Consider the following 20,981-nt stretch of genomic DNA (forward strand, 5'->3'; position numbering starts at 1 on the left):
ACCAGTTAGGTGGTTGAGTGGAAGGCGTGAGCGAGACCACGCCGATCCCCGGTCTGCACGCGGCCACCGCCGACCTCGATCCGCCACTGGCTGCCCTCGATCTGCCGACCCTGCGGGCCAACGCCGCCGACCTCGAGCGGCGCGCCCACGGCACCCCGATCCGGGTGGCCGCGAAATCCGTCCGCTGCCGGGCCGTCCTGGAGACCGTGCTCGGCGCCGGTCTCACCCGATCCGGCGGCTTCGCCGGGATCATGTCCTATTCGCTGCGCGAGGCACTGTGGCTGGCCGGTCTCGGCGCCGGGGACGTGCTGCTGGGCTATCCGAGCGTCGACCGCGCCGCGCTGGCCGCACTCGCGGCCGACGAGTCCGCCCTACGCGCGATCACCCTGATGGTCGACGACGTCGCCCAGCTCGAGCTGGCCCGCGCGGCGATGGGCACCGACCGGGTCCGTCCGCGGGTCTGCCTGGACGTGGACGCCTCGCTGCGGCTGGGCCCGCTGCACCTGGGCGTGCGCCGCTCGCCCGTGCGCACCCCCGAGCAGGCCGCCGCCCTCGCCCGCGCGGCGCGTGCCGCGAACTTCGACGTGGTCGGCGTGATGACCTACGAGGCGCAGATCGCGGGCCTGCCGGACCGCAACCCCGCGGTGCGGCTGGTCAAGAAGGCCTCCGCGGCCGAGATCGGCCGCCGCCGCGCCGCGGTGCTCGACGCGGTGCGGTCGGTGGTCGGCCCGCTCGAGATCGTCAACAGCGGCGGCACCGGCTCCATCGAGGTCAGCGTGGGCGACACGCAGGTCACCGAGGTGACCGCCGGGTCGGGCCTGTATGTGCCGACCCTGTTCGACCACTACCGCTCCTTCACCCCGCGCCCCGCGCTGTTCTTCGCGACCTCGGTGCTGCGCAGGCCGGCGCCGAGCATCGCCACCGTGTTCGCCGGCGGGTACATCGCCTCCGGTCCCGCGGGCGCCTCGCGGGTACCGAAACCGGTGTGGCCCAAGGGATTGCGGTTGATCGGTACCGAGGGCGCCGGTGAGGTGCAGACGCCGCTGTCGGGAGCGAGCGAGCTGCGCATCGGGGACCGGGTCTGGTTCCGGCACGCCAAGGCGGGCGAACTGTGCGAGCGCTTCGACGACCTGCACCTGGTGGAGGCCGACGGCACGCGCACCACCGTGCCCACCTATCGCGGCGAGGGCAAGAACTTCGGCTGATCAGCCCAGCCGCAGGAAGCGCGCGAGGTCGGTGAGTTCCTCGGGCGTGTCCGGCAGGTAGCTGGTCAGCAGCGGCGAGCGGATGACGATCGCCTTCCACATCGCGCGACCGACGGCGGCGCGGATCAATCCGGGGGAGAACAGGGCCGCCGTCCCGTGCGGGGCGTCCTCCGGTGCCGAGGTGGTCATGGAGACCAGCACGACGGCGGCCTCCCGGCCGCGGAACCGGTCGACGGTGCCCACCAGCACGTCGTCGATCTTGGCCCGCGCCAACAGGGTGCGGATCCGGCCGACCTGGGCATCGTAGGGGGCGACCACGAACAGGTCGTGCGGGTGCAGCCGCCTGGTCGCGCCGCCCGCCGTCCACGGGCGTCCGAGCAACCCGCGCACCTGCCGGACGACCTCGCGGGCCTCGGCCACCGACTCGGTGGAGTCGCCGCGATGGGTCACGGTGACCGTCTCGATGCCCGGTGTCACTCCGTCGAGTTGCCGTGCGGTGGTGACGGTTTCGTTCGCGGCGAGCCTGCCGTCGTAATACAGCCGCGCCAGCGGCTCACACACCCGCGGGTGCATGCGCCAGGTGCTGTCGAGGAAGTAGCCGAGGTGGGCGGGCACGGTGTCGCGTCCCTCCGACAGCCAGCCGAGCACCGACTCCGCGGCCGCGGCCGGATGGGCGGCGCGCGGGGTGGCCGGCTGCGGGTCGCCGAGCAGCAGCAGGTTGCGCGCGGTGCCGGCGACCGCGGCCACCTCGGCGAGCGGGAAGCGGCCCGCGTCGGCGATCACCAGCAGATCCAGGCCGCCGGCGGGCACCCGGCGACTGTCGGCGAAATCGCTCGGTAGACCGCCGATCACGCAGCCGTTGACCGCGTTGTCGAGGAAGCGGGGGTAGCGGTCGGCGTCGATGACCACCCACTCCGGCGCGACCGAGACGGCATCGGCCTTGCCGACCAGCTCCGGCAGCACCCCGGCGGCGACGATCGCGTCGAACATGCTCTCCACCGTCGCGTGCGACTGGGCCACCACCCCGACCCGCCAGTGCCGCCCGGTCACCATCCGCGCGACGGTCCGCGCGGTGGTCGAGGTCTTGCCGGTGCCGGACGGGCCCTGCACCGCGAGATAGGAGCCGTCCAGGTCGGCGACCGCGGCGGTGAGGGCGGCGGCGTGGTCGCCGTGCACCGGCGGCAGCGGCCCGCCGTTCCGGAGGCGGGGAGCGCGGCGGGCGAGGATGTCGAAGAAGGCGCCGGTGGGCAGGTCGGGCAGGGTCATCAGCAGGCGCTGGGCCTGCGCTTCGACGGCGGCCTCGATGTGCTCGTCCCACTCCGGGACACCCGGCGCGATCGCGGTCGGCAACTCGTCGACCGGCTCCCAGCCCTCGGGCAGGATCTCCTCCAGCCGCACGGTGTCGTCGAAGTCGGCGTCCACCGCGCAGCCGAGCACGACGGCCGTGGCGGTGGCGCGCCTGCCCAGCGCGACCGGCCGGTCGTAGAAGGTGTGCACCCGGGTGCCCGGCGCCAGCGGGCCGCTCGCGGCCGGGCCGACGCCGCTCGCTCCGCCCACGCCGCCGCCCGCCCCGATCCGGCCGGTCAAGGTCAGGAACCGGCGCATGGTGGTGTGGTCGGGGCTGCGATGCCACTTCGTGTCCACCGCACCCCATTCGGCGATGAGCACGCCGGGGGCGTCGGCCCACTCGTGCACCGGATGGGTCAGCCGGTCGGCGTGCGCCCAGCTCGACGCGCGCCGCTCCCGGCGCTGATAGCCGAGGACGGCCGCCATCACACCGGCGGGATGCTGTGGATCGCCTTGGCCCGCCGCGTATTCGGTGAGCGCGGCCTCGAGCGAGGACGGCCGCGGCGGCGCCGGGTCGGCCGCCGAACGCGGCGGGGCGTACCAGGAATCGGGTTGGGCCGCGGCGCTCGCCGCATCGGCCCGCGCCCGCGGCGCCAGGCCGCGCAGCCACGGCGGCAGGCGCAGCACCGTCTCGATGCCGGTGGACGCGCCCGGCAGGAGAGCACGCACACTGTCGAGGCGGTACGACCCCGCGCCGATCAGCAGGGCGTTGCGGACGATGGGGTAGAGGTCGACCAGCGCGCCGGCCCGCAGGAGCTCGTCGAGGATCTCCTCGTCGGCGGGGCCGCCCGCGTACCGAAGCAGGGTGGCGCGGACCGCGCCGGCGTAGTGGTAGAGGTGGGCGCCGGGGTGTTCGCGCAGATGCGCGGCGGCCCGTTCGAGGACGCGGGTGACGGCGGTGCGGGTGTCCGCGGCGGCGGTACCGAACGGGCCGCCGACGGCGAGCAGCACGCCGTCCGCATCGCCGAGTTCGACGCGGCGGGGCAGACCGTCGGGGTCGAGGTCGACGGTCAGCGCCAGGTCGCCGGGTGCGGCGGGCGGCAGGGCGGCGAGCGCGTCGGCATCGAGCAGGGCATAGGCGGGCCCGCCCGCGGCTTCGGCCCGGGTCTGCATCTCGGCCTGCCTGCGCAGCGCCGTCACCGTGCGCGGTGACAGGCCGGGCACCTCGGTGGCGGTCGCCAGCCGATCCACGGTGTGCACGCCGGCGGCCCGCAGCCGGGCACGGGCGGGCCGGGACATGCCCGCCACCAGCAACAGATCCCGTGCCGCGGTCAGCGCGGGACGGCAGGTCTCGCACTGCCCGCAGGCGAGGTAGCGCGGATCGCCCCACTGCACCGGCAACAGCTCGGCGAGCTTGTCCTCCAGGATCGCCGCGACCCGGCGCCGCCGTTCCCGGTACACGGCGGCGGCCGCCGGGTAGGAGTGGGTGGACGCGTCGCCGCCGCAGTGGATCACGAGGGTGATCGACGGCGCGTCGGCGCGGGCCTGCCGCGCGGCGGCCGGGTCGGGCAGAAGGCCGGATTCGACCAGGATCGCGGCGCAGCCGGCCAGTTCGAGCAGGGCGGTCAACCGCGCCCGCGGCGTCGGCGCGACCGCGTGCAGCACCGCCGAATGTCCTTCGCGGACCAGGTAATCGCACCGCGCCGCGAACCCACCGTCGAAGACCGCCGCGCCACTGATCACCGTCGCGCCCGCGCGCACCGCCCGCACCGTCGCCGCGTGCGCCGCGCGCAGCAGATCCGCCGCCGCCGCCGGGTCCTCCGAATGCCCGGCCACGCCGTCGGTCCGGGGAATGTCGACGATCGCGTCGCCGTGCCGGGCCCGCATCCGCTCGTGCAGCCGATCGTCCGGCGCGACGGCGGCGGCGCTGTCGGCCACCGGACCGTCGACGGCGCCGAGTTCGGCGTCCAGGGCACGCAGCAGCGCGAATTCGCACCGCGCCGTGCGCACCAGGTCGGCGGCGGTGCACACGACACGATCACCGAACACGAACAAACGCGCCCCTCCCGTTGGCTACCGGGACACCAGCGGCCGACGCGCCGGGGCGCCCCGCTCGGGCGAATGGTACACCGCCCGACCGGGTCAGCGGCCGGAGGCGGTAGCGCAGCGTGACCACGGAGGCCGCCCCGGTCGGGCGCAAATGGCACCGCCTGACCGGGTCAGCGGCCGGAGGCGGTAGCGCAGCGTGACCTGGGCGTCTCGCCCGTTCAGGATCGGGGCTTGCGTCGCTCCGGTCGTTTGCCCGCGTCCCGGTCGCGCCGCGGCCCGCGGCTGAACGCGCGCTGCGCGGGCGGTCCCTGGTCCAGCTGCAACTGGATGAGGACGCCGCTGATCCTGGTGCGCCGCAACGCCTCCAGCGTTTCGGGGGGCAGCTGCGCGGGCAGCTCGACCAGGCTGTGGTCGGGCCGGATGCTGATGTGCCCGAAATCGCTGCGCCGCAGGCCACCCTCGTTGGCGATGGCGCCGACGATCGCGCCCGGCACCACCCGGTGCCGCTTGCCGACGCTGATCCGGTAGGTGGCCAGTTCGGTGCCGGTGGCCCGATGGTGCGAGCCGCCGCCGCGTTCCTCGTCGAACCGCCGGGCCGGCCGCTCCCGCGGAACACGTTCGCGCCGTTCGGGTTCCGGTTCGGCCTCCATGAAGAAGTTGTCGCCGTCGTAGGAGCCCACGGCCAGCGCGGCCGCGATGTCGACGAGCGGAATGTTGTGCTCGCGCTCGTAGTCCTCGATGAGCTTGCGGAACAGCGGCAGGTTCGCCGAGGACAGATTCTCGGTGATGGCGTCGCCGAACTTGCTGACCCGCTGCGCGTTCACGTCCTCCACGCTGGGCAGCTGCATCTCCTCGAGCGGATGCCGGGTGGCGCGCTCGATGGCCTTGAGCAGATGCCGCTCGCGCGGGGCGACGAACAGCAACGCCTGCCCGCTGCGCCCGGCGCGGCCGGTGCGGCCGATGCGGTGCACGTACGACTCGGTGTCGTGCGGGATGTCGTAGTTGACCACGTGCGAGATGCGGTCGACGTCCAGGCCCCGCGCGGCGACGTCGGTGGCGACCAGGATGTCCAGCGCGCCGGACTTGAGCTGGCCGATGGTGCGCTCGCGCTGGTTCTGCGCGATGTCGCCGTTGATGGCCGCCGCGGAGAATCCGCGGGCGCGCAGCTTCTCGGCGAGTTCCTCGGTGCCCTGCTTGGTGCGGACGAAGATGATCATCGCCTCGAACGGCTCCACCTCGAGCACCCGGGTGAGCGCGTCGAGTTTTCGCTGATGCGACACCTGCACCCAGCGCTGGGTGATGTTGGTGTTGGTCTGGGTCTTGGCCTTGACGGTGATCTCGACCGGCTCGCGCAGGTACTGCTTGGAGATCTTCCGGATCGCCGCGGGCATGGTGGCCGAGAACAGCGCCACCTGCTTCTCGCGCGGGGTGTCGGCGAGGATGCGCTCGACGTCTTCCTGGAAGCCCATCTTCAGCATCTCGTCGGCCTCGTCCAGCACCAGGTACTGCAGCTGGGACAGGTCGAGGGTGCCCTTCTCCAGGTGATCGATCACCCGGCCGGGCGTACCGACCACGACGTGCGCGCCGCGGCGCAGCCCGGACAGCTGCACGCCGTAGCTCTGGCCGCCGTAGATCGGCAGCACATGCAGACCGGGCATGTGCGCGGCGTAGCGGCCGAACGCCTCGGCGACCTGGATGGCCAGTTCCCGGGTCGGTGCGAGCACGAGCGCGCGCGGCTGCCTGCCGGTCACTTCGAGGCCCATCAGGATGGGGATGGCGAACGCGGCGGTCTTACCGGTGCCGGTCTGCGCCAGGCCGACGACGTCGGCGCCGTCGAGCAGTGGGGGAATGGTCGCCGCCTGGATCGGCGAGGGGGATTCGTAACCGACATCGGCGATCGCCCGCAGGATGCGGTCATCGATGCCCAAGTCGGCGAAGGACGGGCCGGCCGAGCCGGAACCGGATTCGGCTCCGCCCGAGTCCCTGTCGTCGTCGCCAGGAACGCTGTCGACCTGATTGGTGCTCATTGACCAGGAGTTTACTGCCTGCCGGTGGCCTCCCGGGTCACCGGGCCAATACGGTGAGACCTATGCAACTCGAGCACGGTGCGCAGAAACGGGACCGGCGCGAGCCGGCGGTGGAGATCGCGGTCGTCCAGTTCACCCCGGGCGTCGAGCCCGCGGCGAACCTCGCGACGCTGCGCGAGCACGTCGAGGAGGCCGCGCGCCACGGCGCCCGGGTGGTGATCGCCCCGGAGTACGCGATGTACGCGGTGCGCAAGCTCGACGAGCGGGTGGTGGCCGTCGCCCAGCCGCTGGACGGGCCGTTCGCCACCGGACTGGCCGACCTCGCCCGCGATGCCGGGGTGTACCTGGTGGCGGGCATGGTGGAGACCGGCGAGCCGGGCGAGGAGCGCATCCGCAACACCCTCGTGGTGACCGGTCCGGCGGGCGAGCGGATCGCGATCTACCGGAAGGTGCACCTCTACGACGCGTTCGGGCATCGCGAGTCCGACGTCATCGAAGCGGGCCCGATCACCGAGCCCGCGCTGTTCACCGTCGACGGCGTCACCATCGGCTTGCAGACCTGTTTCGATCTGCGGTTCCCGGAGGGTTTCCGGCGCATCGCCGCGGCGGGTGCGCACGTGCTGGCCGTGCCCGCGCAGTGGATTCCCGGACCGGCCAAGGTCGACCAGTGGACCACGCTGCTGCGGGCCAGGGCGATCGAGAACACCGTCTACGTCGCCGCCGCCGACCAGGCCGCCCCGCTCGGCTCGGGCGCGTCGATGATCGTCGACCCGGCGGGCGCGGTGCTGGCCGAACTCGGCGACGCACCGGGGGTGCTCACCGCCACCGTCGACCTGGAGCACCTGGCCGCGGTGCGTACCCGCAACCCGAGCCTGGCGCTGCGCCGATTCGCGGTCACCGCGCGCGCAGCGGAGTAGCGTTCGAGGGGAGATGAGCTACGCCGATCGCACCGCGGCCGGTCGGGTGCTGGCCGCCGAACTCGAGCACCTGCGCGAGGCGGTCCCGCTGGTGCTCGGGTTGCCCCGCGGCGGTGTGCCGGTGGCGGCGGCGGTGCGGGCGGCGCTCGGCGGCGATCTGGACATCCTGCTGGTCCGCAAGCTCGGGGTGCCCTGGCAGCCGGAGTTGGCGATGGGCGCGCTCGGCGAAGGCGGCATCCGGGTTCTCAACGACGATGTGCTGTACCACACCGGGGTGCGACCCGGTCAGCTCGCCGAGGTCGAACGGGCCGAGACCGCGGAACTCGCGCGGCGTGCCCGCGCATGGCGCGGCGACCGCGAGCCGCTGTCGACGACCGGCCGCACGGTGATCGTCGTCGACGACGGCATGGCCACCGGGGCCACCGTGGCGGCGGCCTGCCGGGTGGTGCGCTCGCACCGGCCGCGGCGGCTGGTGGTGGCGGTGCCGGTGTCCTCGGCGGAGGCGCTGGCCCGGGTGTCCGTGGAGGCCGACGAGGTCGTGTGCCCGTGGGTGCCGGAGGACCTGGGCGGGGTCGGGGCCGCCTACCGGGATTTCCATCAACTCGCCGACACCGAGGTCACCGCGTTGCTGTAGCCGATCACCACTGTTCGGCGCGGGCGGCCGCCTGCTCGGCCGCATCCACCATCGGCCGCAGCTGGGCCGCGAACGTCTCCGCGGTGACCGGGGTGACGTGCACGTCCGTGCCGGTGCGCACCGCGTACCGGCCGTCGCCGTCGACGTCGATCCAGCACAGCACCCCGAACGGCCGCAGCCGGTCGCCCCGGCGGGCCGACACCACGATCTGCCCGATGCCCCGGCGCGGGCGGTTGAGCAGGCGGCGGATGCGAGCCGGGGTCGTCGGTCCCGAGACCGGCACGGTCACCAGGTCGCGGCTGTCCTCCTTGACCCGCGCGAGCGGTGCGCCGAGCCGCTCACCCGTGCCCGGGCGGTTCTCCGGCAGCACCGAGACCACGCGGGCGGCCAGGTTCGCCGGACCGCCGACGTAGAGCCGTACCGCACCGCCGCGGGTCGCGTCCGGGCCGGGCCGCTGGGCCGCCACGACGGCGACATTCCCGGAGGCCGCGCCGAGTACGCGCACGGGCCTGGTCTCGCCTGCGGCGACCGGTGCGGGCTCGTCGGACACCGGCGCGATGGCGGGCGGCCAGTGCTCGGGCTCGGGCCCGGCGGCCCCGGCGTCGCCGGTGCCGTGCTCGCCGTAGACCTCCACCAGCACCGTGGGCCGGGCCAGCACGCGCAGCGCCGCCGCCATGTCGGCATCCACCACCCGGTCGCACCACCGCGCCAGTTCGGCCTGCCGCGCGGCGTGCTCGGCGGCATCGCCCGCCGCGGATCGCACCGCCAGCGGATACGGAATGCGGTCGCCGTCCGCCCGCGCCCACGCCGCGGCGAACTCGTCGGGGGCCAGCGTCCAGTTCACTCCCGCTCGGTCCATTCGCCGACCACCGGCGGCGCCGCCGGATCCAGTTCCCCGATCAGCGCGTCGGCGTCCGGCTCGCCGGACGGTTCGTCACCGAAGTCGAAGTCGTCGTCCTCCCAGCGGAATTCGTCGTCGTCCTCGCGGTCGTCGTCTCGCTCGGCCCGCGCGGCGGTGGCCGCCACCGACGAGCCGGTGCGCGCGGTGTCACCGGCCGCCAGCGCCGCACCACCGATGAGGCCGCCGATGGCGCCCGCGCCCGCGCCGGTCACCTGCTCGGAGGTGCGCTCGTGCTCGCGCGCGGTGGACGGTTCGCCGCCCGGCGCCGTCCCGGTCGCGGTGGAGCCGGTGACGTGCCCGGTCGCCGCGGTGCCGGCTGCGCCGGTCGACGAGGTGGAGTGGTCGTCGCGTTTGCGCCGTGTGGCGGCGGGTCCGGCCCCGGCGGGGACGGCGGTCGCGCCGGGCGTGGTCGCCTCGGCACCGGTCGGCGGCCGCTGGGGCGTCACGCCGGTGGGCGTTACCGGGGCGGTCGGGGCAGAGACGGCAGCCGCTGCCGTGGACGTGCTGGTCGTCGTCGCGGGAGCGCCGCCGCCGGCGGTGACGGAACCCGGGACGGGAACACCGGCGCCGGTCGGCTGCGTGGACGTGGCGGGACCGGGGGTGGCCGGTGCGGGCGGCGCGGACTGGGCCGGCCGGTCGCCGCCGGTCGCCGTCGTCCCGGTGAGCGACTGCGCGGTGACACTCTCGCCGCCGGTCGCGGTGTGGCTCGGCGCCCCCGCGGAGGGCGCCGCCACCGGCACACCGGGCAACCCGGTGTCGGCGTCGTCCGGGAAGGCGGGCACAACGGTGCCGCTCGCCAGGAACGCCCCGGTGTAGATGGTGTCCATCACCCGCACGACGTCCTGCCGGTCGTTCTCCGCGGCCTTCTGGGTGGCGATGTTGGCGGTCGCCTGGGCGGGATCGAGCAGCGCGGCCGCGAGGTCCGGACGCGCGCGGGCGGGCTCCCCGACGGCCGAGCGCAGCGTCTCCGCCGCCTCGGCGGCCGCGGTGAGCCGCTGGGCCACCGCACCGAACACGTCGGCGAGCTGCTGGCCACGCTGTTCGAAGGCGAGCACCGCGGCGGCCGCGGTCTCGGCGGCCGCGCCGCGCCAGCCGTCGGCGATCGCGGCGCGGATCTCGGTGTGCGCCTGCGCCACCGCCTCGCCCAGCCCGGTAGCGCTCGCCTGCCAGGCCTGCCCGCCCGCGTTCAGCACCGCCGGGTCGAGCAGTTGCACCTTGCGGTGGATCTCGTCGTGCTCGAGGCTGTCGAACACCTCGGCCCGCGGCGCGTACGCCGGATCGGTGCGGGTGTGCGGGGCGCGGTGCGCCTGGTAGGGGAGTTCACGCACCGGCCACCGCCGGATGCTGCTGCGGCTCGGCCGGGTCCACCGCCCGCACGGCAGCGGCCAGTCCGGTGTCAGCGGCGGTGTAGGCGGCCGCGGCCGCGCGGAACACCGCCGCCAATTCCCGTGCGGCCGTGGCGTACTCGCGCAACTGCCGCAGCGCCGCACCGGCCTTGTCCTCGAACCCGCTGCGCAGCATCGCGCCCGAGTCGAAGCCGCCGAAGCCGGGCAGCGACCGGGCCGGGGCGAGCACGGCAAGCTGCGCCTCCACCTGCTCGGCCAACTGCTCGTAGCGGCGCGCGCACCGCTCGTGCGCGCCCTCGGCGATCAGTACACCGTCGATCCGGAGTGAGCCCTGCTCGGCCGCCTGGGCCAGGGCCGCAACCTGTGGCCGCACCGCATCGTCCCCCTTACTTCGTCGTGCCGCCGCGCGGGTTCCCCCACGCCCCTCTCACGCCGGGATCAGTGCCGTCGCCCCGACCCCACGACCGCCTCCGCCGCCACGATCGCCCGCATCCACTCCGCGATGTCGGCGGCGACGCGCGCCTGCACGGGTTCGTGCAGCAGATCGTGCCCGGCCTCGGCGTACTCCCGCAAATCTACCGATTCGTGGCGTGCCGTCCAGCCCCGGATGCCCTCGACCGGCGCGCGCCGGTCCTCCACCCCGTGTACCGCCAGGACCGGCAGCTGCGCGGGCAGCGGCGTTCCCGGCGCACCGGGTGCACCGCCGCCGAGCGCGCGGCGCGGCACGCCGGAGAGCACCAGCCCGGCCAGCCACGCCACCGGCAGGCTCGGTGTCAGCGGGTAGCTGGCCTCCACCGCGTTGAGATCGGATTCGCTGGTGGTGTCCGGCACCGCCGCGCCCAACATGCCCAGCGCGGTCACCGCCCCCAGCGAATGCCCCATCAGCAGCAGCGGGCGGTCGGGATGCGCGGCGTGCACCCGCTCCACCAGCGCGGTCGCGTCGGCCACCAGCTCGGCGAGGGTGCCCGGCTGCTCCGGATCGCCCTCGCTCAGGCCGTGTCCGGCGAAGTCCAGTCCCCACACCTCCACGTCGACGGCGCGCAGTGTCCTGGCGAATCGGTGATAGTGCCCGCTGTGCTGACCGAGCCCGTGCAGCAGCACCGTGACCGCCAGGGGAGAGTCGACCGGCCACCGCCGATAGTGCATCCGGCCGCGCGCGCCGTCGAAGAAAACCATGCGTCGATAGTGCCAAAAGTTCTGCGCCTCAGGGTACTTCACCATTTCGGCGCAGAACCGATTACACTCCAGCCCCGGTCACCGGGGTGACCGGCGGGTAACCACCGTTGACTAGGCCGGAGCCGGTGCGGGGGCGGCCGGTGCCGGTGCGGGCAGCGGCGCGGGCTCGGCCGGAGCCGGCGGAGCGGGAGCGTCCGGGACAGTGAAAGTGCCCACAGTCGGGGTCATCACGCAGTGCGCGCCGGGGTAACCGATCACCCCCCACATCGAGGCGATGACGGTGCCCGGTCCGCTGGCGACGGTCTTGGACAGCGACGGCAGCCCGTACTCGGTGCGGTCGTCGAGAGCGTCGATGCCGCTGCGCCCGTTGTTGACGTTCACCCACGCCACCACCAGGCCGGAGGACAGGGGCGCGCCGGAGTGGGCGGGGGTCGCGCTGAACCGCAGCGTGCCCGGTTCGGGGTTGGCCGCCTGGTCGGGAGCGTTGCCGTAGGTGGTGGCCGCGGCGACGATCGTGGTGATCGGACCGTTGCTGCCGCACCCGAAGGTCGGCGCGGCGTAGGCGAACGGCGCCCATGCCCCCGCGATGTCGCGCAGCTGGGCCACGTCGACCAACTCGGTGTACTTCGCCAGCGCGCCGACGCCCTCGCGGGCGGTGGCGTCCTCGCCCGCGCGTTCGGTGAGCTGAGCGATCGCGGCGTCGACGACGCTGTCGGGCGCGGCGGTGTCCGGCACGGCGTTCGCGGGCGCGAGGGGGACGGCCGCGCCCAGGCCGATCGTGAGGGCGGCCGCCGCGGCGCGTGCGATGGTTCTGCCGTTCACCGATTGAACTCCTCGATAGATCTCTGGCTTGCCCGACCTTCGGTCGCAACGTACCAGCTGAGGGCCGGTGCCGCCGCGCCGGGCGCTGTCCTTTGTGTCCGATTGGCCCCGATCCGCGGAGCCATCGGTGGTGTCTTGCCCCATCGGGTACACGTGATGTGATCCACTCGACAGTGCCGGATTACCGAGGGGTAGGTTCTACTCGGACGTACGAGACACAACGGGAGCTGCGTATGAAAATATCCCTGTCCCCTGACGAGGTGGCCTTCCGCGACGAATTGCGGCAGTTCTACCGCACCCAGATCCCCGCCGAGATCCGTGAGCGCGTCAAGCACGGCAAGGAACTGTCCCGCGAGGACATCGTGACCGCGCACAAGATCCTCAACGACCACGGGCTGGCCGTGCCGAACTGGCCGGTCGAGTGGGGCGGCAAGGACTGGACCCCCATGCAGCGCCACATCTGGCAGGACGAGATGCAGCTCGCCTCGGTGCCCGAGCCGCTGACGTTCAACGCCCAGATGGTCGGCCCGGTGATCGCGCACTTCGGCTCGCAGGAGCTCAAGGAGCGTTTCCTGCCGCCGACCGCGGCCCTCGACATCTGGTGGTGCCAGGGCTTCTCCGAGCCCGACGCGGGCTCCGATCTGGCCTCGCTGCGCACCACCGCCGTGCGCGACGGCGACTCCTACATCGTCAACGGCCAGAAGATCTGGACCACCCTGGCCCAGCACGCCGACTGGATCTTCTGCCTGGTGCGCACCGATCCGAACGCGCCCAAGAAGCAGGCGGGCATCTCCTTCCTGCTCTTCGACGTCAAGAGCCCCGGCGTGACCATCCGCCCGATCAAGCTGATCGACGGCGGTTACGAGGTCAACGAGGTGTTCTTCGAGAACGTCCGGGTGCCCGCCGACCAGCTCGTCGGCGAGGAGAACATGGGCTGGACCTATGCGAAGTTCCTGCTCGGCAACGAGCGCACCGGCATCACCGGCGTGGGCCGCACCAAGGTCAAGATCGGCGTGGCCAAGGAGTACGCGCGCCAGGTGAAGTCCGGTTCCGGCACGCTGCTCGAGGATCCGGTCTTCGCGGCCAGGATCGCCGAACTGGAGAACGAACTGATCGCGCTGGAGCTGACCCAGTTGCGCGTGGTCTCCAACTCCTCGGACGGCAAGCCCAACCCGGCCTCCTCGGTGCTCAAACTGCGCGGTTCGGAACTACAGCAGGCCGCCACCGAGCTGTTGCTCGACATCGCGGGAGCCGACGCGATCCCGGTCGGCGCCGAGGGCATCGCCTCGCCCGGCTGGGCGCAGCGCAGCGGCCCCGGCTACCTCAACTACCGCAAGACCACCATCTACGGAGGCTCGAACGAGGTGCAGCGCACCATCATCGCCTCCACGATCCTCGGATTGTGAGGCCAGGTCATGGATTTCGATCTCACCGATGAACAGGTCATGCTGCGCGACACCGTGCGCGATCTGCTGGCCCGCACCTACGACCCGGAGACCCGGCTGAAGGTGACCGACACCGAGCTGGGCTGGAGCCGCGACGTGTGGCGCCAGCTCGCCGAACTCGGGGTGCTCGGCCTCGGTTTCGCCGAGGAGTTCGGCGGCGCGGGCGCGACCGCGGTCGAGACGCTGGTGGTGCTCGAGGAGATCGGGCGCAGGCTCGCGCCCGAGCCACTGCTGGACGCGGTCGTGGTACCCGGCACCCTGGTGGCGACTCTCGGCACCGACGCCCAGCGCGCGCAGATCCTGCCCGCCGTCGCGGGCGGGGAACAGCTGCTGGCCTTCGCGCACGACGAGCCCGGGGTGCGCTGGCCCGCCACCGACCTGTCGACCCGGGCCGAACAGTCCGGCGACGGCTACACGCTGACCGGTGTGAAGAACCCGGTGCCGCACGGTGATTGCGCCGATCGCGTGATCGTCAGCGCGGTGCTGCCCGGCGGCGGCGTCGGTCTGTTCCTCGTCGCGCCCGACGGCGCGGGCGTCACCAGGACGGCCTACCGCACCGTCGACAGCCGTCGCGGCGCGCAGTTCGAATTCGCGTCCGCGCCCGCCGAACTGCTCGGCGAGCCGGGCGCCGACGCGGCCGCCGCGATCCGCGAGGCGCTGGGGTACGCGCACGCGGGGTTGTGTGCCGAATCGGTCGGCGCGATGGCGGAGGCGCTGCGGCTGACCACCGAATACCTCGGCACCCGTAAGCAGTTCGGCGTCACGCTGTCGAAGTTCCAGACCCTGACCCAGCGGGCGGCGAACATGTACGTCTCGCTGGAGCTGGCGCGCAGCATGAGCCTGTACCTCACCGCGGCGGTCGCCGACGGGGTGGTCGACCCGGTGATCATCTCCCGCGCCCGGCTCCAGGTGGCCAAGGCCGCCCGCCACGTCGGGCAGGAGGCGATCCAGATGCACGGCGGTATCGGCGTCACCGCCGAGTACCCGGTCGGCCACTACGTCGCCCGGCTCACCGCGATCGGTCGCACGCTCGGCGGCGAGCTCGAGCATCTGACCGTGCTGCGGACGGCGACCAGCGGATACGACCTGGTCGAGCTTTAGCGGCGGGCGATCCGGGCGGCGGTGCGCGCGAGCGTGCCGCCGCCCGTCGCGTGTCCGGTCACTCGGTCTCGTCGGGTGATTCGGTGCGGGTGACCGGTTCGGTGCGGGTGACGACGGGCCGCCTGGTCGTCGTCTCCTCCTCGTCCTCGGCGGTGGTCGTCGGCGTGGCCGACAGGGTTCTGGTGCGGGTGGTGGTCGGTGGTTCGTCCTGATCCACGGGTGGTGCGTCCGGGCGCTCGGTGGTGGTGCGCGGCGGCCGGGTGTAGCCGGTCGCGGTGTCGTCCTCGGGCGTCGTCGTCATCGTGCGGTAGCCGGGTGGCCTGCGCGGCGGCCCGTTCGGCGCGACCTGCCAGGTGGGGGACGGGGGGATGAGCACGGGCGAGGCCGTGACGCTGGAACCGTCGTGCACCACCGCGGCGGCCGCCGGACCCTCCTTGAGCGGGGGCGGCGGCACGTAGGTGTCCTGCCTGCCGATGCCGCAGGACCCGATGACGATCAGACCCAGGGAGACCGCGCCTACGGCGATGGCCGGACCGGCGAGCTTGGTCCTGCTGCTCTCCATCGGGGCTTACTCCTCGTGCGTCTCTCGAGTGCCTCACAGTAATGCAGGTCCGCCATGGAAGCCACGCGGGAGGCGGCGGAACGGCCCGCGAACAGCAATTTTGAAATGTTGACACTCCACATCACGGAATGATTTCCTCGGCGTGTCGCGGGCACGTGTCGTGGTGGGCGACGCCACGTGGTCGTAGCGTGAGTGATCGAAGTTACGCGTGAGACGCCAGAACTTGGACGAAGGCGCGCTGAGCCCCATGCGCGACAGGCACTACCCGCACGGCGTCATCGAGGAGTTGATGATGGGAGCTTACTCGGCATCTCGGTTGTCCGCCGCAGATCCGGTCGCCGAGACCCCTGCGCCCGCACCGACGCAGGAGCCCGTGACCCACGCACCGGAATCCGCCGGCCGACCCGCCCGCGCGCCATCCACGATCGTGTCGAAAACCCTGGCCTGGCTGTTCTTCCTGGGCGGCCTGGTCGGCGCGGTCCTCGGCATCGCGAGCCTGCACGTCGAGATCACCGTCGCCGGGCTGATCCTGGCCTGCACGGCCGGGCTCGTCCTGCTCAAGATCCGCGCCGACCGCGCGATCGCCGCCGAAACCGCCTGAGCGGGTCAGCGGCCGGAGGCGGTAGCGCAGCGTCACCCCCGCAGGCCGCCCCGCTCACGCGAAGAACGGCACCGCCTGAGCGGGTCGGCGGCCGGAGGCGGTAGCGCAGCGTCACCACGTAGGCCGCCCGGCTCGGGCGCATCCCACACCGCCTGAGCGGGTCAGCGGCGAAAAAGCCGATGTCCCAGCGGCATCCGCCGATTAGCCTGGCGGCGTGCGCATCGAGACGACCGCCGACGCCACCGCGTTCCGGGCCGCCGCGGGTCCGCTGCTGGCCGAGGATCCGCTGCGGCACACCGTGATCGGCACTGCCGCCGCGGCCGGGGCCGCCCCCGGCCGGCCGGGCCCGCTGTTCCTCACGGTGCGTGCCGACGACGGCACCGTCGTCGGGGTCGCGATGCACACCCCGGGCTACCACGCCTACCTCGGTGCCATGCCGCCCGCGGCGATCGGACCCGTCGCCGAGGCCGTGCTCGCCGCCGTGCCGGACAACGACGGTGTCGAAGGCGCCGCCGAGGACGCGCTCGCCTTCGCCCGGCACTGGGTCGGGGTGCGCGGGGGCGGGTATCGCCTGGAGCGGCGGTTGCGCCTGTACCGGCTGGGCGCACCGCGCCGACCGGTCGGTGTCCCGGGTGCGCCACGGCGTGCGGGACCGGCCGACGTGGCGTTGTGCGCGGAGTGGCTCGCGGCGTTCCGGACCGAGGTCGGCATGTCGGGGCCGTTGCCGGACCGCGCGGAACTGGCAGCGCGGATCGGGTCGGGGCGCTGGTGGCTGTGGGAGCACGACGGCGAGCGGGTCGCGCTGGTCGCCCATCAGGCGCCCACCGACGGCTGGTCGCGCATCGCGCCCGTCTACACCCCGCCGCACGCCCGCGGGCACGGCTACGCCGCGGCGCTCACCGCGCACGTCTCGGTGCTGCTGGCCGAGCGCGGAAGCGGGGTCTGCCTGTTCACCGACCTCGACGACCCGGTGCCGAACCGGATCTATCCGCGGGTGGGGTACCTCCCGGTGCGGGACTTCGCCACCTACGTGTTCGACTGAACCGGCCGGCCTGTCGCGACGCGGGTGGTCCAGGCGAACGGGGTGGACTCGGTGCGCGCGCCCTCGGCGGTGCGGGAGCGGTTCGGCTCGTCCAGGTCGGTCAGCAGGCCACCGGCGAGGCCGACCAGCTCCGCCAGCGCGGCCGGGGTGAGCCAGTCGGGCCGGGTGGCGAACAGGATGTCCTCGGTGGAGGTGTTGCCGCTCGCGCCGGGGGCGAAGGGGCAGCCACCGAGGCCGCCGAGCGAGCCGTCCACCATCGTCGCGCCCGCCTCGATCGCGGCCAGCGTGTTCGCCACGCCCATTCCCCAGGTGTCGTGCCCGTGGAAGACGATGCGGCGGGCCGGGGAGTGCTCGCGTACCGCGGTGATCAGCGAGCGGACCTGCGCGGGATGGGCCTGGCCGAGCGTGTCGGCGAGCACGATGTCGGTCGCGCCGTCGGTGCGCGGGTCGGCGGCGATGGCCAGCACCCGCTCCGGGTCGATGTCGCCGTCGAACGGGCAGGTGAAGCTGGTGGCCAGGCACAGCTGGACGCGACCGCCCACCCGTTCGGCCAGCCGCAGCGCGTCGGGCATGGCGGCCACGCTGGTCTCGGTGTCGCGGCCGATGTTGGCCCGGTTGTGCGCGTCCGACACCGAGAAGCAGTACTGGAAGTTGCGCACGCCCGCGGCGGCGGCCTTCTCGACGTGCCGCGGGGTCGCGACCCAGACCCAGCAGCGGGCCAGCTCCGCCGGGGTCAGCGCCGCGACCAGGTCGAGGGTGTCGGCCATCGGGGGCACCAGGTCGGGCCGGGCCATCGAGCCGATCTCGAGCTCCGGCACGCCGAGGGCGAGCAGGGCGCGCACGATCTCGATCTTGCGGGCCGTCGGCAGCGGTTTGCCGGTGAGCTGCAGACCGTCGCGCAGCGTCACATCGCGCAGCACCGCCTGGCCGCTCATCGCCCCTGCTCCTCCCTGGCCTGCGGCGGGACGCACATGACCCCGGCCCAGGACTTCTGATTCGCGCCCGCGGGATTGGGGTGCACGGTCGGGCGGACGTGGCCCGGCGCGCGCAGCTCCCACCGGTCGCGCCCGCTCGGCCGCCGCCGTTCCTTGCGCCGCCGCCTCATCGTGCCGCCGCCCGGCCGGGCTGTCTTCTCATGGCCACCAGTGTGGACCATCGCCCGCGCGCCGCCCGCGACGGCCGGGGTGCCGGGCGTCTCACCCGACGTGCTCGCGCAGGTAGGCCAGGTCGTCGGCGACCCCTTCGGCGGGGGTCTCCAGCACCACCGGCGCGCCCGCGGTGCGGCACACCTCGGCCAGCAACTGCGGGTCGATGGTGCCGTCGGCGAAGTTGGCGTGCCGGTCGGCGCCGGAGTTGAACTCGTCGCGCGAGGAGTTCAGGTGCACCAGATCGATGCGGCCGGTGATGCCCTTGATCCGCTCGACCACCCCGACCAGGTCCTCACCGCCCGCCCAGGCGTGGCAGGTGTCCAGGCAGAAGCCGGCGCCGTACTCGCCGACCGCGTCCCACAGGCGGCCGATCATGTCGAAGTGCCTGGCCATCGCGTGGTTGCCGCCCGCGGTGTTCTCGATGAGGATCGGCACCGCGAAGCCGCCCTTGTCCTCCTGGCGCTGGAACAGCTTGCGCCAGTTGTCGATACCGGTCTCGATCTCGGCGTCGGAGCGCACGTGCCCGCCGTGCACCACCAATCCGAAGGCGCCGAGGTCGGCCGCCGCTTTCGCCTGCTGGGCCACGGCGTTGCGCGAGGGCATCCGCAGCCGGTTGTTCAGGCTGGCGACGTTGATCTGATACGAGGAGTGCACCACCACATCGATCGGGCTGGCCAGGATCTCCTCGGTCCGCGGGTGCGGCACGGGTTTGTCCCAGCTCTGCGGGTCGACGACGAACATCTGGATGACGTCGGCGCCGAGTTTCTCGCCGAAGCCGATGGGATCGCTGTCGAGCCGGACGTGTGCTCCAATGCGCATGCGGTCAGCGTAACGACTGGCACCGACAGCCCGGTCGCGGTGCCGATCGTCCCGGACCCGGCGCGCCGCGGCCCGCGATGGCCGACAATTCGAGGGACTGTTGCACCCGCGCGCTCCGGCGAGATACATCGGTAGGATCGCGTGCTTCGACCTCGACGGGGGGTGAATTCCACTGTGTTGCGTACGGGCGACACCTTTGCCGGGTACGAGATCAAGCGCGTGCTGGGTCAGGGTGGCATGGGCACGGTGTATCTGGCCAGGCATCCGCGGTTGCCGCGGCTCACGGCGCTGAAGCTGCTGGCGCGCGAGCTCTACACCGACGCCGAGATCCGGGGGCGGTTCGAGCGCGAGGCCGATCTGGTCGCCCAGCTCGACCATCCGAACATCGTCACCGTCTACGACCGCGGCGCCGAGGACGAACAGCTGTGGATCTCCATGCAGTTCGTGCCCGGCTCCGATGCCGCCGCCGCCGACATCGACGTGCTGGCGCCGGGGCGGGCGGTGCAGATCATCGGTGAGGTGGCCGCCGCGCTGGATTTCGCGCACGCCAACGGGGTGCTGCACCGCGACGTCAAACCGGCCAACATCCTGCTGGCCAAGGCGCCCATCGGCCAGCCGGAGCGGGTGCTGCTCACCGACTTCGGCATCGCCGGGGTGCGCGACGCCGACACCACGCTCGCCTCCGGTGACACCATCACCGCGACGCTGGCCTACGCCGCGCCCGAACAGCTGAGCGGGCACACCCTCGACCACCGCGCCGACCAGTACTCGCTGGCCTGCACGCTGTTCTGGCTGCTCACCGGCAGCGTCCCGTTCCCCGGCGCCAACCCCGCCGTGGTGCTCAACGGCCACCTGTTCGGTCCGCCGCCCTCGGCCCGCGCGCTGAACCCCGCCCTGCCGCCCGCGCTCGACGCCGTGCTGGCCCGCGCCATGGCCAAACGCCCGGCGGACCGCTTCGCCTCCTGCGCCGAATTCGCCGGGGCCGCCCGCCACGCCCTGGCCGTGGCGCAGCGACCCGCCGGACCGCCGATCCCGCAGGCGCCCTACCTCTCCGGGCCCGCCGCGGGCCCGGCCTATTCCGTTCCGCCGCGCCCGACAGCTCCCCACCCGGCAGGCCGCCCGCCGCACCTGCCGCCCGGTGCCGTCCCGCACCCGGGCACCGGGGGCCCCTATCCGCACCGGCCCGCGGCCACCGGGTACGGCCCGTACCCGATCCACCAGCCGACACCACCCGGCTACGGCCAGGGCCGGCAGCCGACCGGCTACCCGCCGCCGGGATACGGCCATGCGCCGGGTACGCCGCCGACCGCCCCGGCGCCGGGCGGATACACCGGGAGCGCGCAGCCGGGCCAGGCCCAGCCGCCCGGGTACGCCGTGGGTTCGCCGCCGACGGGTCATGGACAGCCACCGGGGGGTTTCGCGGGTTCGCAGCCGACAGGTCTGCCACCGCTGCCCGGGCAGCCCGGGGGTCCGCAGCCGCCGGGACAGCCCGCCGGTGCGGGTGGTGATCCCGGGCCGGGCCCGAGTGTCGCGCACCCCGGATACTCCTCCGCACCCCATCCCACGGTGCACGCACCGGGGCCGGTGCCGGGGCGGTCGCCGCTGTCGGGGTCGGAGCATCGGGTCCAGCCCGGCCCGTCGACCGGGTCCGTCGACCTGTCGCGCCCGGGTCATCCGCCCACCGCGGGTCCGGTCGGCGCGCAACCGCCCACCGCGCGCCCGGCCACGGCGGCCGGGTCGGCGGCCCGGTCCTCGGGGCGCTCCCCGCGGCCGATCGTCATCGCGTTGCCGGACCGGGTCCGGCGCGGCCGTCCGCCCGCCCCGGCCACCGGCGGCGCGACCGGTCCGGCCACCGGTGATCCGCGCCCGCCGCCCTAGCTCACGCACACCGCCGTGCCT

At 73.6% G+C, this 20,981-nt stretch carries 18 protein-coding genes; 8 read left to right on the forward strand and 10 right to left on the reverse strand.

Annotated features, from left to right (window positions below; all coding sequences use genetic code 11):
* Positions 1–17 precede the first annotated feature (17 nt).
* Positions 18–1,205: an alanine racemase gene (locus AMO33_RS25450; protein ID WP_082668803.1), complete on the forward strand. Its 1,188-nt coding sequence runs from the start codon at positions 18–20 to the stop codon at positions 1,203–1,205.
* Here AMO33_RS25450 and AMO33_RS25455 read toward each other — a convergent pair whose 3' ends face one another.
* Positions 1,206–4,541, reverse strand: a complete 3,336-nt coding sequence (locus AMO33_RS25455; RefSeq protein ID WP_240327313.1) for a bifunctional RecB family nuclease/DEAD/DEAH box helicase — start codon at positions 4,539–4,541, stop codon at positions 1,206–1,208.
* Between the two features lie 218 nt (positions 4,542–4,759).
* Complete coding sequence (locus AMO33_RS25460; RefSeq protein ID WP_170916177.1) at positions 4,760–6,568, reverse strand: DEAD/DEAH box helicase; 1,809 nt, start codon at positions 6,566–6,568, stop codon at positions 4,760–4,762.
* A gap of 62 nt (positions 6,569–6,630) precedes the next feature.
* Between AMO33_RS25460 and AMO33_RS25465 the strand changes: the two genes are divergently transcribed.
* Both AMO33_RS25465 and AMO33_RS25470 read left to right on the forward strand, forming a co-directional pair.
* On the forward strand, positions 6,631–7,485 hold the full coding sequence (locus tag AMO33_RS25465; protein ID WP_060594541.1) for a carbon-nitrogen hydrolase family protein: 855 nt from the start codon (positions 6,631–6,633) through the stop codon (positions 7,483–7,485).
* Between the two features lie 13 nt (positions 7,486–7,498).
* Positions 7,499–8,119, forward strand: coding sequence for a phosphoribosyltransferase (locus AMO33_RS25470; protein WP_060594542.1), 621 nt, complete (start codon positions 7,499–7,501; stop codon positions 8,117–8,119).
* 4 nt (positions 8,120–8,123) lie between these two features.
* Here AMO33_RS25470 and AMO33_RS25475 read toward each other — a convergent pair whose 3' ends face one another.
* From AMO33_RS25475 to AMO33_RS25495, 5 genes are all read right to left on the reverse strand, one after another.
* Positions 8,124–8,978, reverse strand: a complete 855-nt coding sequence (locus AMO33_RS25475) for an ESX secretion-associated protein EspG (protein ID WP_240327314.1) — start codon at positions 8,976–8,978, stop codon at positions 8,124–8,126.
* Positions 8,960–10,348 (reverse strand): PPE domain-containing protein, encoded by a 1,389-nt coding sequence (locus AMO33_RS25480; protein WP_060594544.1) that lies wholly within the window; start codon positions 10,346–10,348, stop codon positions 8,960–8,962. Before AMO33_RS25480 ends, AMO33_RS25475 begins: the two co-directional genes overlap by 19 nt.
* A complete protein-coding gene (locus AMO33_RS25485; RefSeq protein ID WP_011211213.1) occupies positions 10,341–10,739 on the reverse strand; it encodes a hypothetical protein in 399 nt (132 codons plus the stop codon). The genes AMO33_RS25480 and AMO33_RS25485 overlap by 8 nt, the downstream gene beginning before the upstream one ends.
* A gap of 65 nt (positions 10,740–10,804) precedes the next feature.
* A complete protein-coding gene (locus AMO33_RS25490; protein WP_041560385.1) occupies positions 10,805–11,542 on the reverse strand; it encodes an alpha/beta hydrolase in 738 nt (245 codons plus the stop codon).
* Between the two features lie 111 nt (positions 11,543–11,653).
* Positions 11,654–12,364: a hypothetical protein gene (locus tag AMO33_RS25495; RefSeq protein WP_060594545.1), complete on the reverse strand. Its 711-nt coding sequence runs from the start codon at positions 12,362–12,364 to the stop codon at positions 11,654–11,656.
* 233 nt (positions 12,365–12,597) lie between these two features.
* On the opposite strand from AMO33_RS25495, the gene AMO33_RS25500 reads away from it, so the two are divergent.
* Together AMO33_RS25500 and AMO33_RS25505 are read left to right on the forward strand one after the other, a co-directional pair.
* The gene (locus AMO33_RS25500) at positions 12,598–13,770 is read left to right on the forward strand and encodes an acyl-CoA dehydrogenase family protein (protein ID WP_011211210.1); all 1,173 of its coding nucleotides are present in this window, start codon (positions 12,598–12,600) and stop codon (positions 13,768–13,770) included.
* 9 nt (positions 13,771–13,779) lie between these two features.
* Entirely contained in the window at positions 13,780–14,910 is a 1,131-nt protein-coding gene (locus AMO33_RS25505; protein ID WP_060594546.1) for an acyl-CoA dehydrogenase family protein, read from the forward strand.
* 58 nt (positions 14,911–14,968) lie between these two features.
* Here AMO33_RS25505 and AMO33_RS31765 read toward each other — a convergent pair whose 3' ends face one another.
* Positions 14,969–15,472 (reverse strand): hypothetical protein, encoded by a 504-nt coding sequence (locus tag AMO33_RS31765; protein WP_060594547.1) that lies wholly within the window; start codon positions 15,470–15,472, stop codon positions 14,969–14,971.
* 208 nt (positions 15,473–15,680) lie between these two features.
* On the opposite strand from AMO33_RS31765, the gene AMO33_RS25515 reads away from it, so the two are divergent.
* Together AMO33_RS25515 and AMO33_RS25520 are read left to right on the forward strand one after the other, a co-directional pair.
* Positions 15,681–16,073 (forward strand): hypothetical protein, encoded by a 393-nt coding sequence (locus AMO33_RS25515; RefSeq protein WP_139337550.1) that lies wholly within the window; start codon positions 15,681–15,683, stop codon positions 16,071–16,073.
* A gap of 214 nt (positions 16,074–16,287) precedes the next feature.
* Entirely contained in the window at positions 16,288–17,115 is an 828-nt protein-coding gene (locus tag AMO33_RS25520) for a GNAT family N-acetyltransferase (RefSeq protein ID WP_060594549.1), read from the forward strand.
* Here the strand turns inward: AMO33_RS25520 and AMO33_RS25525 are convergent.
* Together AMO33_RS25525 and AMO33_RS25530 are read right to left on the reverse strand one after the other, a co-directional pair.
* Entirely contained in the window at positions 17,100–18,050 is a 951-nt protein-coding gene (locus AMO33_RS25525) for a hydroxymethylglutaryl-CoA lyase (RefSeq protein WP_060594550.1), read from the reverse strand. The genes AMO33_RS25520 and AMO33_RS25525 overlap by 16 nt on opposite strands.
* 261 nt (positions 18,051–18,311) lie before the next feature.
* Positions 18,312–19,082 (reverse strand): deoxyribonuclease IV, encoded by a 771-nt coding sequence (locus AMO33_RS25530; protein ID WP_060594551.1) that lies wholly within the window; start codon positions 19,080–19,082, stop codon positions 18,312–18,314.
* 174 nt (positions 19,083–19,256) lie between these two features.
* Here AMO33_RS25530 and AMO33_RS32725 point away from each other — a divergent pair, with 174 nt between their 5' ends.
* Positions 19,257–20,960: a serine/threonine-protein kinase gene (locus AMO33_RS32725; protein ID WP_082668804.1), complete on the forward strand. Its 1,704-nt coding sequence runs from the start codon at positions 19,257–19,259 to the stop codon at positions 20,958–20,960.
* Positions 20,961–20,981 lie beyond the last annotated feature (21 nt).

The sequence above is a fragment of the Nocardia farcinica genome, from assembly GCF_001182745.1.
GTDB classification, from domain to species: Bacteria; Actinomycetota; Actinomycetes; order Mycobacteriales; family Mycobacteriaceae; genus Nocardia; species Nocardia farcinica.

Excerpts from the sequence above, each read along its gene's own strand:
- AMO33_RS25460 (WP_170916177.1), bottom strand. The coding sequence starts at position 6,568 with ATGAGCACCAATCAGGTCGACAGCGTTCCTGGCGACGACGACAGGGAC.
- AMO33_RS25465 (WP_060594541.1), top strand. The coding sequence starts at position 6,631 with ATGCAACTCGAGCACGGTGCGCAGAAACGGGACCGGCGCGAGCCGGCG.
- AMO33_RS25470 (WP_060594542.1), top strand. The coding sequence starts at position 7,499 with ATGAGCTACGCCGATCGCACCGCGGCCGGTCGGGTGCTGGCCGCCGAA.
- AMO33_RS25475 (WP_240327314.1), bottom strand. The coding sequence starts at position 8,978 with ATGGACCGAGCGGGAGTGAACTGGACGCTGGCCCCCGACGAGTTCGCC.
- AMO33_RS25490 (WP_041560385.1), bottom strand. The coding sequence starts at position 11,542 with ATGGTTTTCTTCGACGGCGCGCGCGGCCGGATGCACTATCGGCGGTGG.
- AMO33_RS25500 (WP_011211210.1), top strand. The coding sequence starts at position 12,598 with ATGAAAATATCCCTGTCCCCTGACGAGGTGGCCTTCCGCGACGAATTG.
- AMO33_RS25505 (WP_060594546.1), top strand. The coding sequence starts at position 13,780 with ATGGATTTCGATCTCACCGATGAACAGGTCATGCTGCGCGACACCGTG.
- AMO33_RS31765 (WP_060594547.1), bottom strand. The coding sequence starts at position 15,472 with ATGGAGAGCAGCAGGACCAAGCTCGCCGGTCCGGCCATCGCCGTAGGC.
- AMO33_RS25525 (WP_060594550.1), bottom strand. The coding sequence starts at position 18,050 with ATGAGCGGCCAGGCGGTGCTGCGCGATGTGACGCTGCGCGACGGTCTG.
- AMO33_RS25530 (WP_060594551.1), bottom strand. The coding sequence starts at position 19,082 with ATGCGCATTGGAGCACACGTCCGGCTCGACAGCGATCCCATCGGCTTC.